The following is a 16,122-nucleotide window of genomic DNA, read 5'->3' as shown; positions in this document are numbered from 1 at the left end:
CCGGGCCAAACAGCTTGGCTAGCCCGCCCGGCCAGGGTTAGCTCTTTGTTACCCCGGCCAGCTAAGTACTTTTCGGGTAGTCGTAGAAGTAAAACTCAGCAGTAGCCGGGCCGGCCTCGGCCCAGTGGTCGGTTTGGAAGCGGATGCACACCACGGCGGCCGTGGGCATCTCATGGGTAAGGCTGTTATTGGGCAGCAGATAGTTGGCCGTGTCGGTGATGGTAGGGTTGTGGCCAGTGAGCAAGGCTGAATTGGCCGAGTCGGGCAACTCCCGGATTACGCTCAGCAGCGTATCGAGGTCGGCCTGGTAAATAGCTGGCTCTACCGTGATTTTATCGTGCGGGTAGCCTAGCTCGCGGGCCACGAGCACGGCCGTGCTCAGGGCCCGCACGGCGGGCGAGCTTACCAGTAGGTCGAGGGCTAGCTGGCGCTTGGCCAGGGCCTGGCCCATGTGGGGCGCATCGGTGCGGCCGCGGTCGTTGAGGGGGCGCTCCTGGTCGGTAAGCTCGTCGAAGCTCCAGCTCGATTTGGCGTGGCGCATCAGGTACAGGGTTTTCATGCTGCGAAGCTAGGCGCTGGGGCGGAAAGAAAGGCTAGTAGAAATTATGAATATGTTGTACTTTGCCTGTATGAAAACACGCTTGCTTCAGGCCAGCGCCACGCTGGCGCTGCTCGGCCCGGCACTGGCCTGGGGGCAGCTAGCCCCTCCTCCTCCCCCGCCGCCCCAGCCGATGCTGGCCAGCGCGCAAAAGCTAGCGCCCTACACGGTGCAGGGCAAGTTGGGGAGTCCGGCCACGGGCATGGCCTATATGTTTTATAATACCCTCAGCAGCAAGCCCGATTCGGCGCAGATTGTGGGCGGCAAGTTTACGCTGCGGGGCACGGCCCCGGTAGGTACGCAGGCTGGCCTTTTTGTAATTGCGCCCGCGCAGATGCAGGCGTTTCGGCACCCCAAGCGGGGCCAGCGCATGGCCCAGCCGCTGAGCGTTTACCTGGAACCAAGCCTTATTAAGGTGAGCAGCCCCGACTCTTTACCCCACGCCACGGTGCAGGGCACCCCGCTTAATGCCGACAATGCGCGGCTTACCGAGGCGCTGAAGCCCACCGCTGCACAGCTCGACAAGCTGATGGCCAGCTACCAGGCCGCCACCCCCGAGCAGCGCAAAGACAAGGCCTTTAGCGACGCGCTCGATAAGCAGTACGAGGCTATTGAGGCAGCCCAGAAAGTGGTGCTGGCGAGCTTCATCAAAGCCACTCCTCAGAGCTTGGTGAGCCTGAACGCCTTAAATCGCTACGCGGGCTACGACATCGACCCCACTACGGCCGAGCCGCTTTTCGATGGCCTGGCCCCGGCTGTGCGCAGTAGCCAGGGCGGGCAGGAATTTGCCACGAGGCTAGCCACGGCCAAGCTCACGGCGGTAGGCAGCATGGCCCCCGAATTTACCCAAAATGACCCAACCGGCAAGCCCGTGTCGCTGCGCGATTTTCGGGGCAAGTACGTGCTGGTCGATTTCTGGGCCAGCTGGTGCGGCCCCTGCCGCGCCGAAAACCCCAACGTAGTAGCCAGCTACACCCAGTACAAGACCCGCAACTTCACGGTACTCGGCGTGTCGCTCGACCGCGAGAACGGCCGCGATGCCTGGCTCAAAGCCATCGAAACCGACGGGCTAGCCTGGACCCAGGTGTCAGACCTCAGGTTCTGGAAAAACGACGCAGCCCAGCGCTATGGTATTCAAGCCATTCCGCAAAATTTCCTCGTCGGCCCCGATGGCCGCATCGTGGCTAAGAATGTGCGCGGCGAGGAGCTGGGCAAGAAGCTGGCCGCCGTGCTGCCCGCCAAAGCCCAGTAAGTAGCACTGTGTTGAGTAGAGCGCAAAGGCCAGTCAGCACTGACCGGCCTTTGCCAGTGGCTACTACTGCGGCGAGCAGGCGGGCAAAGCGCGAAACGCTGTATATTGGCGGCGTCAATTTCGCAGCTAACCCCTTACAGACAAGCACTTTTCACCCGGTCTTATGAAAACACTACGCACGCGCTACGCCCTGCCGGTGGCCCTGGCCCTGCTGGCCCCTACCCTCTCGCTAGCCCAGAGCGGCGCCTACACGGTGCAAGGGCAGCTCAGCCCCAAGCTGCTGCCCACCAAGGCGTATATCCTCACGCCGGGCAAGGAAGGCTTCGATATTGACTCGGCCACGGTGCAGAAAGGCCGCTTCACCTTCAAGGGCAACGTGACGGCGCCGGTGCTGGCTACGCTGCTGCTGGCCAAGCCCGGCCGGGCTTTTACCCTGCACCGCCCCGCCCCTAGCCAGCGGATGCAGCTGTACCTGGAGCCCGGCACCGTGCGCGTGCTCAGCCCCGACTCGCTGACCCACGCCGTGCTGGCCGGCACCCCGCTCAACCTGGACTATATGCGCCTGCGCAAAACCACCCAGGCCACTACGGCCCAAATGGATGCCGTAATGGCCGAGTGGCGCGCCGCCCCGGAAGAAAAGCGCAAGGACAAAGCCTACGAAGCCCAGATAGACAAGCGCTACGACGCCGCCGAAGCTGCCAACAAGCTTTTGCTCAAGCAGTTTATCCAGACCACGCCCAATAGTCTGGCCAGCCTCTACGCCCTCGAAGATTACGGCGGCTACAGCCTCGATGCCAACGAGGTAGCGCCGCTGTTTGCGGGGCTAGCCCCGGCCGTGCGCCAAAGCCCCCGCGGCGAGAAATACGCCGCCAAAATTGCCAAGGCCCAGCTCACGAGCGTGGGGGCAATGGCGCCCGAGTTCACGCAGAACGATGTGAACGGCAAGCCCGTATCGCTGCGCGATTTTCGGGGCAAGTACGTGCTGGTTGATTTCTGGGCCAGCTGGTGCGGGCCCTGCCGGGGCGAAAACCCCAACGTGGTGGCCAACTACAACCAGTTTAAGAACCGCAACTTTACGGTGCTAGGCGTGTCGCTCGACCGCGAGAACGGCCGCGACGCCTGGCTCAAGGCCATCGACGCCGACGGCCTGGCCTGGACTCAGGTCTCGGACCTCAAGTTCTGGAAAAACGACGTGGCCCAGCTCTACGGCATCCAGTCCATCCCCCAAAACTTCCTCGTGGGGCCCGATGGCCGCATCGTGGCCAAGAACATCCGCGGCGAGGAGCTGGGCAAGAAGCTGGCCGCCGTGCTGCCCGTTGCGGCGCAGTAATTCGCCAGGTATCAAGTCACAAAAAAGGCCGGTCATTGCTGACCGGCCTTTTTTGTGGGCAGTTTGCCAGCTCCTACTGCTTCACAAAGCGCTGGTGCGAGGTAGTGGTGCCGTCGCCGATGGTGAGCAGGTACACGCCCTGGCTCAGGGTGCCGATGCGCAGCTGGTCGTCGGCCAGGGTCAGGCCGTGCACCTCGGCGCCGCGCAGGTCATACACGCGCACCGTCAGCTCGGCGGCGGCATCGACCGAGGCCGGGCGCTGAATGCTGAGCACATCGGTGGCCGGGTTGGGGTAAATGCTGTAGGCCACGGCCGTATTGGCCGAGCGGGCCGCCGCGCCGCTCACCGTGAGGGTGTAGTCCTCGGTTTCGCCGCCGCTGTAGGTGCCACAGCTGCCGGTGGCGCTGCTGTTGCTCATTACCACGCGCAGGCGGGTGGCGCCGGGGCTAGCCGAGGCGGGCACGGTGAAGGTGCCCGAGCGGGTGGTTTTGCCGGAACTGCCGGTAGTCGTCAGCAGCGTTTCGCCGGCGTCAGCGAAGTCGCCGTCCTGGTTCCAGTCGGCGTACACGTCAAAGTATTCGGTATAAGCCTTGTTGGCGAAGCCGGCCGAGAAGCTGATGGTTTGGCTGCTGCCGGGCGCCACGCTGGTGCTGCTGGCCGTGCCATCGAAGTAGCCGCCATCGGCGCCGCTGCTGCGGCTGATGCTGCCTAGCTGCACGTAGTCAATAAATTGCGCCGCGCTATTGCCCTGGCTGGTGCAGTAGACCACGGTGGGCGTGGGCGTAGGGGTAGGCGTGGGCAAGGTGCCGGGGGCTAGCCCGCCCACCGAGCTTAGCAGCGATACGCGGGTGCCGCCGCTGGCAAACAAGGCATCCATACGGTCGCCCTGGCCGCTCGAAAACATCTGCATGCAGGCATCGTCCACGTAGTCCATGTAGTTCATGAACATGTCGCCGTTAGGCCCGTTCGAGCACGTGACGTGCGGGAAGGCGGGGCAGCCGTAGTTGCTGGTTTGCTGGGTGGGCGTGTCGCTCACCTGGTCGTTGCCGCAGCGGGCATCACCCCAAATGTGGCGCAAATTCAGCCAGTGGCCCACCTCGTGGGTGGCAGTACGGCCCAGGCCGTAGGGCGCCACAGCCGAGCCGCCGGTGCCGAAGGCCGAGTACAGGATGGCCACGCCATCGGTAGCCGCCGCGCCGCCCGGAAACTGCGCGTAGCCCAGCAGCCCGCCGCCAAGGTTGCAGCTCCACATGTTGAGGTATGAGCCGGCCGGCCAGGCATCGTCGCCGCCGCTGCTGCTGTACTTCATCTTGTCGCTGGTATCGAAGCTCGTGGCGGTGGTGCTCTTGTGGATAATACCCGTCGTGGCCTTGCCGCTGGGGTCCTGCTTGGCCAGCACAAACTGCACGCCCGCGTCGCCCACGAGGCTAGCGAAGGCGGCCGGAACCTTGCTCAGGTCGCCGTTCAGCTTGTGGTAGTCGGCGTTCAGCACGTCAATCTGCGACTGCACCTGCGCGTCGGTAATGTTTTGGGCAGCAGTATTATACAGCACGTGCACCACCACCGGAATGGTAACAATAATACCCGACGAGGTTTTGAGGTTGGCGCGGCCAGCGGCCTTCTGCGCGGCATAGGCCGTAGCCTGCTGGTCGATGGCTTGCAGGCGGGCGGCCAGGCCAGGGTCGGCGGCCAGCTGGCGGTCGAGTACCTCCATGGTGGCGCACTCGCGGTGGGCCGGCATCACCTGGGCCTGCGCGGCCCCCAGGCTACCTAGCGCCAGCAGAAGTGAGTAAACGGTTTTTTTCATATTGCGTGGTTTGGCTTTGAGAACAGGGAATAAGTCAAACCTATCACTTAAAAAGCATTTTTCCCACTGTCGAACTTACTCGTAAGTACTTGATTATCGCCAAATCAGCCCCTGCTTCATTTAAACCTGTTTTTGCGCAGGCAACATTTTTTGAATGGCTTTTCACCGCTTACTCATTCCTGGTTTATCTTCAAATTATCTTTAGAATTGGGCATTAAAAAACCCGCTCCAACCAGAGCGGGTTTTATTGCTGCAACGTGGGCTAGCTAGGCAGAATACTCGCCGTAGCCGGCCTGGAAGTGCGGGAAGCGCTTGGCGGCCAGCTCGCCCACGCGGCGGGCCAGCAACTCGCGCAGGGCTTCGATATTGTCCTTGTTTTGGGCCGAAATGAACACCACTGGGTCGTGCATACGGGCCATGTAAGTTTCCTGCAGCTGCTCCAGGGGCGGGCGCGGCGCGGCCTCGTGCTGGTCGGTGGGCCACTCGGCATCGGCGTCATCGTCTTGGTCGAAGACGGGCGCCGGGTTTTCCTCGGCCTTGTACTGGTCTATCTTATTGAATACGAGCAGCGCGGGCTTGTCGGCCGCGCCGATTTCGCGTAGCGTCTCGTTCACCACCTCAATGTGCTCCTCAAAGGCCGGGTGCGAAATATCCACCACGTGAATCAGCAAATCGGCCTCGCGAATCTCATCGAGCGTGCTCTTAAAGCTCTCAATGAGCTTGGTGGGCAGCTTACGGATAAAGCCCACGGTATCAGACAGTAGAAAAGGCACGTGGTTGTCGAGCACTACCTTGCGGGTGGTGGCGTCCACGGTCGCAAACAGCTTGTTTTCGGCAAAGACTTCGGCTTTGCCCAGCAGATTCATGATGGTGCTTTTGCCCACGTTGGTGTAGCCCACCAGCGCCACCCGGATGGTGTTGGTGCGCGTCTTGCGCTGGGTGTGCGCTTGCTTGTCGAGGTCTTCGAGCTTCTCTTTCAAGAACGCGATGCGGTCGCGCACAATCCGGCGGTCGGTTTCGATTTCGGTTTCGCCCGGGCCTTTCATGCCCACGCCGCCGCGCTGCTTGTCCAAGTGGGTCCAGAGGCCGGTGAGGCGGGGCAATAAGTACTGATACTGCGCCAGTTCGACCTGCGTGCGCGAGGTGGCCGACTTGGCCCGCAACGCAAAAATGTCGAGAATAAGCAGCGACCTGTCCACGATTTTCACCTTCAGCTCGGCTTCCAGGTTGCGGAGCTGCGACGGCGACAGGTCATCGTCGAACACCACCATGCTAGTTTTTTCGTGCGTCACCCAGGCCTTTATTTCGGCTAGCTTGCCCTCGCCCACGTAGCTGCGGATGTCGGGCTTGTCGAGCTTCTGCACAAAGCGCTTGGTGGCCGCGGCGCCGGCCGTTTCGATGAGGAAGGCCAGCTCGTCGAGGTACTCGGTGGTCTGGGCATCGGTTTGGCGGCGCGGGGGCACGCTTACCAGCACGGCGGTTTCGACCTCCTTGGCCGTTTCGTAGGTTTTAGTTTTGAGCAGGCGGTCGAGCTTGGTATCGCGCCGGGCGGGCGTGTGGTCGGTGGCGCCCACGTGCCGGGTGCTGCCCTGGCCGTTGTTGTCTTTGGATTTGGACATATAAAAGCGGAGAGCGACGGCGGCCAGCGGCCGGGCCGGCGCTACTTAAGCGTGAGAGAATAGGCAACGACCTGCTCAATCTGGGCAGGCGTCAGGGTTTTGCTGAACGACGGCATTTTGCGCATACCATTGGTAACCAAGTAGGTGCGCCCGAAGGCATTGAGGTTACTCTTGGTCAGGTCGTGGGCGCCGTTCAGGCCCAGGCGGCCGTCTTTGCCGTGGCAGCGCTGGCAGTTTTTTTGAAACAGGAGCCGACCGGGCGCGGGCGGCGCGGCCTGCGCCGCGCTAGCCCCCACCAGGCTGGCCAGCCCCAGGCCGGCAATTTTGAAAAGCTTCATTACGGAATCATAACGCAAAAACCAACCCGAAAGTAACCGCCGATTCTACTTTAATAGCGAGCGGCGCGGCATCCGGCCCGACCTTTGCCCCGTTTTAGTGCTTTTCCTGCTTTCTGTCCCCCGCTAGCCCGTGCGCGTTGCCCTCGTCATCAATACCTCCTGGAACATTTGGAATTTTCGGCGCGGCCTGGTGCGCGCCCTGCAGGCGGCGGGCCACGAGGTGCTGGCCATCGCACCGCCCGATGCTTATTCCGACCGGCTGGAGACAGAGTTAGGCTGCCGCTACGTGCCCATCCTGATGGAAAACAAGGGCACCAACCCGCTTAAGGATGTGCAACTGACGCGGCGCTTCGTGGCGGTGTACCGGCGCGAGCGGCCCGATGTGGTGCTGCACTTCACCATCAAGCCCAACATTTACGGCACGCTGGCCGCGCGCATTGCGGGCGTGCCCAGCATCAACAATGTGAGCGGGCTGGGCACGGTGTTTATCGTCGAAAACCTGGTGAGCAAGGTGGCGCGGGGCCTGTACCGGCTAGCCTTCCAGTTTCCGCACAAGGTGTTTTTTCAGAACAACGACGACCGCGAGCTTTTCATCCGCTACGGCCTCATCAAGCCGGCGCTCACGGGCCTGGTGCCCGGCTCGGGCGTCGATTTGGCGCGCTTCCGGCCCGCCCCGGCCGCCGAGCAGGCGCCCGGCGAGCCGTTTACCTTCCTGATGGTGGCGCGGGTGCTCTACGAGAAAGGCATTGTCGAATATTTTGAAGCCGCCAAGCAGGTGCGGGCCGCCCTGCCGGCCGGCGCAGTGCGGTTTCAGCTGCTAGGGGCCCTCGACGAGGCGGGCGGCGTGGGAGTGCCCCGGGCCACGTTTGAGCAGTGGCTAGGGGCCGGCGACATCGACTACCTGGGCACCTCCGACAACGTGGCCGCCCACCTGCACCAGGCCGACTGCGTGGTGCTGCCCAGCTACCGCGAAGGCACGCCTAAAACCCTGCTCGAAGCCGCCGCCTGCGGCAAACCATTGGTAACCACCGATGTACCCGGCTGCCGCGAAACCGTGCAGAACGGCCGCAACGGCTACCTGTGCCAGGTGCGCGACGCCGCCGACCTGGCCGACAAGCTGCTTGCGGTGGCTCAGCTGCCGCCCGCCCGGCTAGCCGCCCTGGGTGCCGCCAGCCGCCAGCTGGCCGAAGAAAAGTTTGACGAGCAGCTCGTGCTAGGCCAGTACCTGGCGGCCGTGGCGGAAGCCGGCCAGGGCCGCGGGCGGGCGGCGTAGCCCGGCCGCCAGGACGGTTGCCCACCACGAATACTGCCCCGCCGGCCTTATTTTTAGCTTCTGACTATGGAAATTATTACGCACCCCCTGCCGGGCCTGCTGGAATTCCGGCCCCGCATTTTTGGCGACCCGCGCGGCGCTTTTTTCGAGTCGTTCAGCGCCCGCACTATGGAAGGGCTAGGCCTGCCCCGCCACCACTGGGTGCAGGACAACCAAAGCATCTCCAAGGCGGGCACCCTGCGCGGGCTGCACTTTCAGCGCCCGCCCCACGCCCAGGCCAAGCTGGTACGCGTGGCCCAGGGCCGGGCCCTCGACGTGGTGGTAGACCTGCGCCACCGCTCGCCCACCTTTGGCCAGCACGCCAAGGTGCTGCTCACGGCCGAGCTGGGCAATGCCTTTTACGTGCCCGAAGGCTTCGCCCACGGCTTCGTGGCGCTGGAAGACAACACCTTGTTTCTCTACAAGTGCTCCGACTATTACGCCCCCGCCGCCGAAAGCGGCCTGCGCTGGGATGACCCCGCACTAGGCATCGACTGGGGCTTCGAGGGCGAGGCCCTGGTATCGCCCAAGGATGCGATACTACCTACCCTGGCCGAGCTGGACAACCCGTTTTAGTTCGTTTATAGCAGCGGTAGCAGGGTTTCCAGACCCATGCCGCGCGAGCCTTTGAGCAGCACGAGCTGGCCGGCGGCGGGGTGCCCGGCCAGCCACACGGCGGCGGCCGTTTTATCGGCAAAGTGCTGGGCAGCGGGCTGGGCCTGGGCAGCCGCCTGCATGAGCGGGCCGATGAGCAGCACGTTATCGAGGCCCACCTCAGCCAGCAGCTTGCCTAGGGCACGGTGCTCGCTCTCAGCGCTTTCGCCCAGCTCAAACATGTCGCCCAGGATGGCTAGCCGGCCCTGACCGGCTGCCACGGGGCGCTGGGCAAAGCTGCGCAGCGCGGCCGCCATGCTGCTGGGGTTGGCATTGTAGGCGTCGAGAATAAGGTCGTTGCCGCCGGCCGTGCGCACGAGCTGCGAGCGGTTGTTTTGGGGGTTGTAGCCAGCCAGGGCAACGGCTACTTGAGCGGCGGGCACTTCAAAAAACGCGCCCACGGCGGCGGCGGCGGCCATGTTGGGAAAATTGTACTCGCCCGTGAGTTGGCCGGCTACCTCGGTGCCGTCCCAGAGGCGCAGGCGCAGGGCCGGGTCGGCGGCCAGCAGGCTGGCCGGGTACGCATCGGCCGCGCCGGGGTAGCTGATGCGCTGCGGCACGGGGCTAGCCAGGGCGGGCAGCTTGGCATCGAGGGTGTTGACGAAGGCCGTGCCGCTGTGGCTGGCCAGGTAGTCAAATAGTTCGCCCTTGCCTTTGGCAATACCTGCCTCGCCGCCAAAGCCTTCGAGGTGGGCCTTGCCGATGTTGGTGATGAGGCCGTGCGTGGGCTCGGCCCACTGGCAGTAGGCCGCAATTTCGCCCTGGTGGTTGGCGCCCATCTCGATGATGGCAATTTCGTGCTCCTGCGGGCGCAGGCGCAGCAGCGTGAGCGGCACGCCAATGTGATTATTCAAATTGCCGATGGTGGCCAGCACGTTGTACTTCTGGGCCAGCACCACCGTCAGCAGCTCCTTGGTGGTGGTTTTGCCGTTTGAGCCCGTCACGGCCAGCACGGGGCCCCGGAAGCGGCGGCGGTGCTCGCGGGCCAGGGCTTGCAGGGCGGCCAGCGGGTCGGGCACGTAGGTGTAGTGCGCGGGGTCGTGGGCGGCCAGGCGTTCATCGTCGACCACGGCGTGGCGCGCGCCCTGCGCCAGGGCGCCCCCGGCAAAATCGGCCCCGCGAAAGCTAGGGCCATTGAGGGCAAAGAACAGGGTGCCGGGCTGGGGCTGGCGCGAATCGGTGCTGACCTGGCCCTGGGCGGCGAGGTAGTGGTCGTAGAGGGTCATCTGCTTAAGTATCAAGGAAGAATCAGGAACTGCCCACCGGCTGGGCAGCGGTGGTTGCTTCCGCCTTCTTCATTCTCCATTCCTCCTTATTGGGTGCAACTTACGGCCCGGTTAGCGTTGTTAGCCGGTACGGGCACTTTACTTTTGGCTTATGCGGCGTTGTTTTCTCTTGGCTATCATCCTGTTAGGTGCACTGAGCGCGGCCCGGGCGCAGACGGCGGCCAACTCGCAGTTTGGCTTTGCCTTTGGCAGCGTGGCCAAGGTGGTGCAGGGCACCGATACGCTGGCCCACGCCTGGGCGGGCGGCCTCAACACGCCGCAGTTCAGCACCATCGACCTCAACAACGACGGCCAGGCCGACCTCTTCGCCTTCGACCGCGAAACGGCGCGCACCTACACCTTCCTGAGCGTGGCCGGGGCTAGCGGCCGGCGCTGGCAGTACGCGCCCGAGTACGAGGCCGTGTTTCCGGGCGACCTCTCGGGCTGGGCGCTGCTGCGCGACTACGACTGCGACGGCCGGGCCGACCTGTTCACCTTCGCCAGCGGGGGCGATATCCGGGTGTTTCACAACGTGGCCGATGCCAGCGGGCGGCCTTCTTTCGTGCTGGCTAGCCCCTTCCTGTCATTTCCCATTGCCAACGGCTACGTGAGTAACCTCAACATTGGCTCGTACAATACCCCTTCTATTCAAGATGTAAACGGCGATGGCCGGCTTGATATTCTGACCTACGATTTTGTGGGCTCTACCGTGCTGGAAATGTACCTCAACACCAGCACCAGCAGCTGCGGCGGCATCAGCTCCTTCACCCAAAGCACCAACTACTGGGGCCAGCTCGTGGCCTGCGCCGGCGACTGCGCCCTGTACCAGCCGGCGGGCAGCTCGGCCTGCGCCATCTACAAAGTGCAGCACAGCCCCGGCCACAGCGTGTTGCTGCTCGACCTGAACGGCGATGGCAAGCTCGACCTGCTCGATGGCCGCGACAACTGCCCGCAGCTCACGCGCCTGCTCAACTCGGGCAACAGCACCGTTAATGGCCTGCTGGCGGCTAGTGGGGTGAGCAGCGCTTTCCCATCGGCTGCTGCGCCGGTGAGCCTGCCGGTATTTCCGGCGCCGTATTCATTCGATGCCAACTTTGATGGCGTGCCTGACCTCGTGGTGGCACCCAACATGACGGACAACTCGCTCGACCGCGTGAGTATGCGCCACAGCATCCGGCTGTATCAGAACGCGGCGGCCAGCGCCGCGGCCGTGCCCAGCTTCAGCTTGGCCAATGATGGCTTTCTGCAAAACGACATGCTCGACGTGAGCGAGGGCAGCGTGCCGGCCTTCGGCGACATCGACGGCGACGGGCTGACCGACATGCTAATAGGCAACCAGGCCGACCTCGTGAACGGCTACTACCGGGCCAGCCTCTACTACTACCGCAACGTGGGCACGGCGCGCCGGCCGGTGTTTCGGCTCGTTACCGACGACTACCTGGGGCTAGCCGCCGCGGCGGCCGGCACGCCCAGCGTCAAGTTTGAGAGCCTGCGCCCAGCCCTGGCCGACGTGAACCGCGACGGCGCTCTCGACCTCGTGTACTCGGTGTACAACGGCACCACCAACCAGCTGCGCTACATCCTGAACGCGGCGGCGGCCGGCCAGCCGATGAGCTTCAGCCTGGCCAGGGCCAGCTACTTCAAGCCGCAGGGCGCGGCGGGCAGCGGCGTGCTGCCCGCCCGGCAGGGCGACACGCCGTGCTTTTTTGATGTGGACGGCGATGGCTACGTGGACCTTTTGCTCGGCACCAACGATACCCAGGAGGCGGGCGGCAGCCTGCGCTACTTCCGCAACCAGGGCGCGGCGGCCGGCGGCAACGTGGATAACCTGTTTGTGCTGGCTAATAACGACTACGGCCAGCTGCTCGACCAGGGGGCCCGCCCGCCTTACCTGGCGCCGGCCGTAGCCGACTTCGACGGCGACGGCCGCCCCGATTTGCTCACCCTCGATGGCCGGGGCACGGTGGCGCTCTACAGCGCTTTCCAGACCCAAAGCGGCAGCTTTACGGGCACTACCAGCTTGTTTTACAACAGCTTCACCAGCCAGTACGAGCCCGCCCGGCTGGGCCAGGGCTACGTGCTGCGCTACGCCGCCGCCGCCGCCGACCTCAACCAGGACGGCGTGCCCGAGCTGTACGTGGGCACCGAAACCGGCGGCCTTTTGAGCTACCTGCCCCGCAACCGCACGGTGCTGGCCGCCCGCCCCAGCGCGGCCGCCACGCTAGCCCTCAGCCTCTACCCCAACCCCGCCACCGGGGCCGCCACCGTCGAAACCGCCCTGCCTACCAGCCTGCGCCTCTTCGACCTGGCCGGCCGCCTCGTGCGCACCGACGCCACGCTGGCCCGCACGCGCCGCCTCGACCTGCGCGGCCTGGCGCCGGGCCTTTACGTGGTGCAGGCCACCGCCGCTGATGGCACCGCCACCAGCCAGCGGCTGGCGGTGGGCCAGTAAGCTAGCCCGGCCGGCGCCAGGCTAGCACGCGTCGGGCAGCTCGAAGTGGTCGGCATCAAGCAAAAAGGGTAGCTGCTGGCGCAGCTCTTGCAGCGGCGCGGCCTGTAGCGTGTGCGTGAGCACGGTTTGCAGGTTGCCGGCCTGGGCTAAGTACTCGCCATGAATGTCGAGCAAAGCCGACTGACCCGAATAATCCAGCTTCGAGCCATCGGTGCCCAGGCGGTTGACGCCCACCGTATAAGCCAGGTTTTCGATGGCCCGGGCGCGCAGCAGCGTGCGCCAGATTTCGATGCGCGCCTGCGGCCAGTTGGCTACGTACAGCAGCAGGTCGTAGGGCTCGTGCGGGCTGTTGCGGCTCCATACCGGGAAGCGCAAATCGTAGCAGATAAGCGGCCGGATGCGCCAGCCGCGCCACTCTTCCAGCAAGCGGCAGGCCCCGGCCGTAAACACCTCGTGCTCGCCGGCCAGCCGAAACAGGTGGCGCTTGTCGTAGGCGCTGTGCGAGCCATCGGGGCGCACCCACAGCAGGCGGTTGAAGTACGCGCCACCCTCCTCGGTGAGCACGCTGCCCGTCACCACGGCATCGTAGCGCACGGCCTGCTCACGCATCCAGTCGAGGGTGGGGCCGGGGTAAGGCTCAGCCTGGGTGGCAGCCGCCATACTGAAGCCGGTCGTAAACATCTCGGGCAGCACAATGAGGTCGGTGATGCCGGCGCCGGGCAGGGCCGAGGCCAGCAGGTCGTCGAGCTGCGCCCGGTTGGCGGCCGGGTCGTGCCAGTGCAAAGTAGTTTGGACCAGGGATACAGTTAAATCATTCATTCTAAAGGTAAATTCTTCGGCAGCACAGCGCTCTCAGGTAGTAAGTATAGAAAATCGGCAAGCAACGGGCAGTTCTAACATATTAGCTAACCAGCCTCCAGGGCCGGCGGGCGGGCTAGCCGCCGGGCCGCCGCCTGCAGCGTGGCGGGGCCTTTGGCAAAGCAAAAGCGCACCAACCCAACATCGTACCCATCGTGGTAAAAAGCCGACACGGGCACTACCGCCACGCCCCAGCTGCGCGCCAGTTCCTCGGCAAACGCCCGGTCGCCCAGCTGCGAAAACTGCGCGTAGCCGGCCAGCTGAAAGTAGCCGCCCGGCACGGGCCGCAGGTCCCAGCCCGCGCCGGCCAGCAGGCCTGCAAACTCGTCGCGCTTGGCCTGGTAAAAGCCGGCTAGCCCCCGGGCGTGGGCATCGGTGGGGTCGGCCTCCAGCACGTCGGCCAGGGCATGCTGGGTAGGCGTGCTCACGGCGAAGGTCACGAACTGGTGCACCCGCCGCAGCTCGGCCGTGAGCGCGGGCGGGGCCAGGCAGTAGCCCACCTTCCAGCCGGTAGCGTGGTAGGTCTTGCCAAACGACGACACCACGAAGCTGCGCGCCCGCAGCGCCGGGTGCTGGCGGGCGCTGCGCGGCGCCACCTCATCAAACACCAGGTGCTCGTATACCTCATCCGAGAGCACCAGCACTTCGGTGCCCTCAACGAGGCTAGCCAGCGCGGCCCAGTCGGCCTCGCTAAACACGGCCCCGCTGGGGTTGTGCGGCGAGTTGACCATGATGAGCCGGGTGCGGGGCGATACGGCCGCCCGCACTGCCTCCCAGTCGGGCCGGAAGTCGGGTGCCGGCAGGCGCACGTAGCGCGGCACGCCGCCCTGCAGGCGCACGGCCGGCCCATAAAGGTCGTAGGCCGGCTCCAGGATAATGACTTCGTCGCCGGGCCGCACTACGGCCGCCAGCACACTATACAGCGCCTCGGTGGCCCCAGCCGTGATGGTGACCTCGGTTTCGGCATCGGGCGGCGGCGCGCCGGGCTGCAAGCGGGCCGCCTGGGCCGCAATGGCCTGGCGCAGGCGCAGCAGGCCCGGCATGGGCGCGTACTGGTGGCTGCCGCTAGCCAGCGCGTGCCGGGCCAGCGCCTCGCGCAGGGCCAGCGGCGGGTCGTAGTCCGGAAAACCTTGAGCCAGGTTGATGGCCCCGGTTTGCTGAGCCAGCAAAGTCATTTGCGAAAAAATGCTGACGCCGACATCGGGCAGCTTGGATTCCACCATCACGAAAAAAACGAAAGCAGGAGGGAAAAGGAAATGATACCCAGGGTGGGCAGGGAGGGTGGCTTAACGAACAGTTCACGGCGAATACCGTAATTTCGGGTAAAGTACTCCGCTGGTTGCATTTAAGTCGCGTTTTATTTCTGCAATGCCGATTATTTACCATACTTCTTTTGTGCAATTGCACCACTACCCGGCCGGTGCTACGCTCGAAACCGAATGGCTGGGCTTTGTTAATTCGGAGCAGCTGCGCACGGCCCTAACCGAGGCGCTGCGCCTGGCCCGCCAGCACCGCGTGCAGGGCTGGGTAGCCAATAACACGCTGCTGCGCACCATTCGGCCCGCCGACCAGGACTGGATAAACCAGGTGTGGTTTCCCGAATTTGCCAAGCTAGGGGTGCACCGCCTGGCCATTGTCGAGTCGCAGGATGCGCTTAACCGCATGGGCATCAGCACCATTATGCAGCGCGCCACGGCGCACGCCCCCTTCGATACACAATACTTTGCCGATGCCGAGCAGGCCCGCCGCTGGGCCGCCAGCGTGGGCACTGCGGCGCCCGCCCGGTAGCTGGAACAAGGCCGAAACCCTTAACGATAAAGCCCTGGCTTAGCGGTTGTTACACCGCTAAGCCAGGGCTTTGCTATTGGCAGGGGCTAGCTCCCTACAGATTGGGCAGGTTAGCCTTCAGGTCTTGCGGAAAAAGCTTGCGCACGTGTGCCACCTTGTGCTCCGACACATTAGCGATGTAGGGGTTATCAGGGTTGAGGCGGTAGTAGCCCTGGTGGTAAGCCTCGGCATCCCAGAACTGGGTGAAGGGCACCACCTGGGTCACAATCTTATCGCTGTACTCCTTCGAGGCGTTGACCTTAGCAATGGTTTGCTCGATGATTTTTTTCTCCTCGGGCGTGCGGTAGAACACCGCCGAGCGATACTCGGGGCCCGTGTCGGGGCCCTGGCGGTTGAGCTGCGTGGGGTCGTGGCTGGCCGTGAAAAAGATGTTGGCCAGCTCCTGGTAGCTAATCACTTTGGGGTCGTAGTAGATGTTCACCGTTTCGGTGTGGCCGGTTTGCTGGCCCGCCACCTGCTCGTAGCTGGGGTGCGGCACAGTGCCGCCAGCGTAGCCGCTTACCACTTGCTTCACGCCCTTTATTTCCTCAAACGCCTCTTCCTGCGCCCAGAAGCAGCCGCCCGCAAAGGTGGCCTGGGCAAGCCCGGTGAGGTTTTTAGGCGCGAAGCCGGCCGTAGAGGCCACTTGCGCGGCGGGCGTTTGGGCCTGCGCCTGGGCAGGCTGCTGCGAGCCGCAGGCCGCGAGGGCCAGCAGGCCCAGGCCAGAAGCGGCCGACAAAAGCTTGGTCATGGGAGTCATGGAAAGTGATGGATTTTATACGTTAGACGTGCTTCCACCGGATTCTTTAC

Annotated in this window: 14 protein-coding genes; 6 read left to right on the top strand and 8 right to left on the bottom strand. The window is 64.2% G+C overall.

Features of this window, described 5'->3' with window-relative positions; translation table 11 throughout:
* Positions 1 to 61: 61 nt before the first annotated feature.
* Positions 62 to 559, bottom strand: coding sequence for a SixA phosphatase family protein (locus Q5H89_RS12015; protein WP_305019561.1), 498 nt, complete (start codon positions 557 to 559; stop codon positions 62 to 64).
* A gap of 70 nt (positions 560 to 629) precedes the next feature.
* Here Q5H89_RS12015 and Q5H89_RS12010 point away from each other — a divergent pair, with 70 nt between their 5' ends.
* Both Q5H89_RS12010 and Q5H89_RS12005 read left to right on the top strand, forming a co-directional pair.
* Complete coding sequence (locus tag Q5H89_RS12010) at positions 630 to 1,850, top strand: TlpA disulfide reductase family protein (RefSeq protein ID WP_305019560.1); 1,221 nt, start codon at positions 630 to 632, stop codon at positions 1,848 to 1,850.
* Between the two features lie 163 nt (positions 1,851 to 2,013).
* Positions 2,014 to 3,180, top strand: coding sequence for a TlpA disulfide reductase family protein (locus tag Q5H89_RS12005; protein ID WP_305019559.1), 1,167 nt, complete (start codon positions 2,014 to 2,016; stop codon positions 3,178 to 3,180).
* Positions 3,181 to 3,253: 73 nt separating this feature from the next.
* Here the strand turns inward: Q5H89_RS12005 and Q5H89_RS12000 are convergent, their stop codons facing one another.
* From Q5H89_RS12000 to Q5H89_RS11990, 3 genes are all read right to left on the bottom strand, one after another.
* Entirely contained in the window at positions 3,254 to 4,987 is a 1,734-nt protein-coding gene (locus tag Q5H89_RS12000) for a GEVED domain-containing protein (protein ID WP_305019558.1), read from the bottom strand.
* Between the two features lie 266 nt (positions 4,988 to 5,253).
* Positions 5,254 to 6,606 carry a GTPase HflX gene (hflX, locus tag Q5H89_RS11995; RefSeq protein ID WP_305019557.1) on the bottom strand — a complete coding sequence of 451 codons (1,353 nt, stop codon included), beginning with the start codon at positions 6,604 to 6,606 and terminating at the stop codon, positions 5,254 to 5,256.
* Positions 6,607 to 6,647: 41 nt separating this feature from the next.
* Complete coding sequence (locus Q5H89_RS11990; protein ID WP_305019556.1) at positions 6,648 to 6,944, bottom strand: c-type cytochrome; 297 nt, start codon at positions 6,942 to 6,944, stop codon at positions 6,648 to 6,650.
* Positions 6,945 to 7,074: 130 nt separating this feature from the next.
* Between Q5H89_RS11990 and Q5H89_RS11985 the strand changes: the two genes are divergently transcribed.
* Positions 7,075 to 8,217 (top strand): glycosyltransferase family 4 protein, encoded by a 1,143-nt coding sequence (locus Q5H89_RS11985; protein WP_305019555.1) that lies wholly within the window; start codon positions 7,075 to 7,077, stop codon positions 8,215 to 8,217.
* Between the two features lie 66 nt (positions 8,218 to 8,283).
* Entirely contained in the window at positions 8,284 to 8,832 is a 549-nt protein-coding gene (rfbC, locus tag Q5H89_RS11980; protein ID WP_305019554.1) for a dTDP-4-dehydrorhamnose 3,5-epimerase, read from the top strand.
* A 5-nt stretch (positions 8,833 to 8,837) separates the two neighbouring features.
* Here rfbC and Q5H89_RS11975 read toward each other — a convergent pair whose 3' ends face one another.
* Positions 8,838 to 10,136, bottom strand: a complete 1,299-nt coding sequence (locus tag Q5H89_RS11975) for a UDP-N-acetylmuramoyl-tripeptide--D-alanyl-D-alanine ligase (RefSeq protein WP_305019553.1) — start codon at positions 10,134 to 10,136, stop codon at positions 8,838 to 8,840.
* 169 nt (positions 10,137 to 10,305) lie between these two features.
* On the opposite strand from Q5H89_RS11975, the gene Q5H89_RS11970 reads away from it, so the two are divergent.
* Positions 10,306 to 12,627, top strand: a complete 2,322-nt coding sequence (locus tag Q5H89_RS11970) for a T9SS type A sorting domain-containing protein (RefSeq protein WP_305019552.1) — start codon at positions 10,306 to 10,308, stop codon at positions 12,625 to 12,627.
* A 21-nt stretch (positions 12,628 to 12,648) separates the two neighbouring features.
* Here Q5H89_RS11970 and Q5H89_RS11965 read toward each other — a convergent pair whose 3' ends face one another.
* Both Q5H89_RS11965 and Q5H89_RS11960 read right to left on the bottom strand, forming a co-directional pair.
* A complete protein-coding gene (locus Q5H89_RS11965; protein ID WP_305019551.1) occupies positions 12,649 to 13,446 on the bottom strand; it encodes an amidohydrolase in 798 nt (265 codons plus the stop codon).
* A gap of 86 nt (positions 13,447 to 13,532) precedes the next feature.
* Positions 13,533 to 14,708 carry a methionine aminotransferase gene (locus tag Q5H89_RS11960; RefSeq protein ID WP_305019550.1) on the bottom strand — a complete coding sequence of 392 codons (1,176 nt, stop codon included), beginning with the start codon at positions 14,706 to 14,708 and terminating at the stop codon, positions 13,533 to 13,535.
* Between the two features lie 145 nt (positions 14,709 to 14,853).
* On the opposite strand from Q5H89_RS11960, the gene Q5H89_RS11955 reads away from it, so the two are divergent.
* Positions 14,854 to 15,273, top strand: coding sequence for a hypothetical protein (locus Q5H89_RS11955; RefSeq protein WP_305019549.1), 420 nt, complete (start codon positions 14,854 to 14,856; stop codon positions 15,271 to 15,273).
* Between the two features lie 94 nt (positions 15,274 to 15,367).
* Here the strand turns inward: Q5H89_RS11955 and msrA are convergent, their stop codons facing one another.
* Positions 15,368 to 16,063, bottom strand: coding sequence for a peptide-methionine (S)-S-oxide reductase MsrA (gene msrA / locus Q5H89_RS11950; protein ID WP_305019548.1), 696 nt, complete (start codon positions 16,061 to 16,063; stop codon positions 15,368 to 15,370).
* Between the last annotated feature and the right edge of the window lie 59 nt (positions 16,064 to 16,122).

It is taken from the genome of Hymenobacter cheonanensis, assembly GCF_030581075.1.
Classification (GTDB): Bacteria; Bacteroidota; Bacteroidia; order Cytophagales; family Hymenobacteraceae; genus Hymenobacter.
Note: the sequence above shows the minus strand (reverse complement) of the source record. Positions and strands in the feature narration are given on the sequence as shown.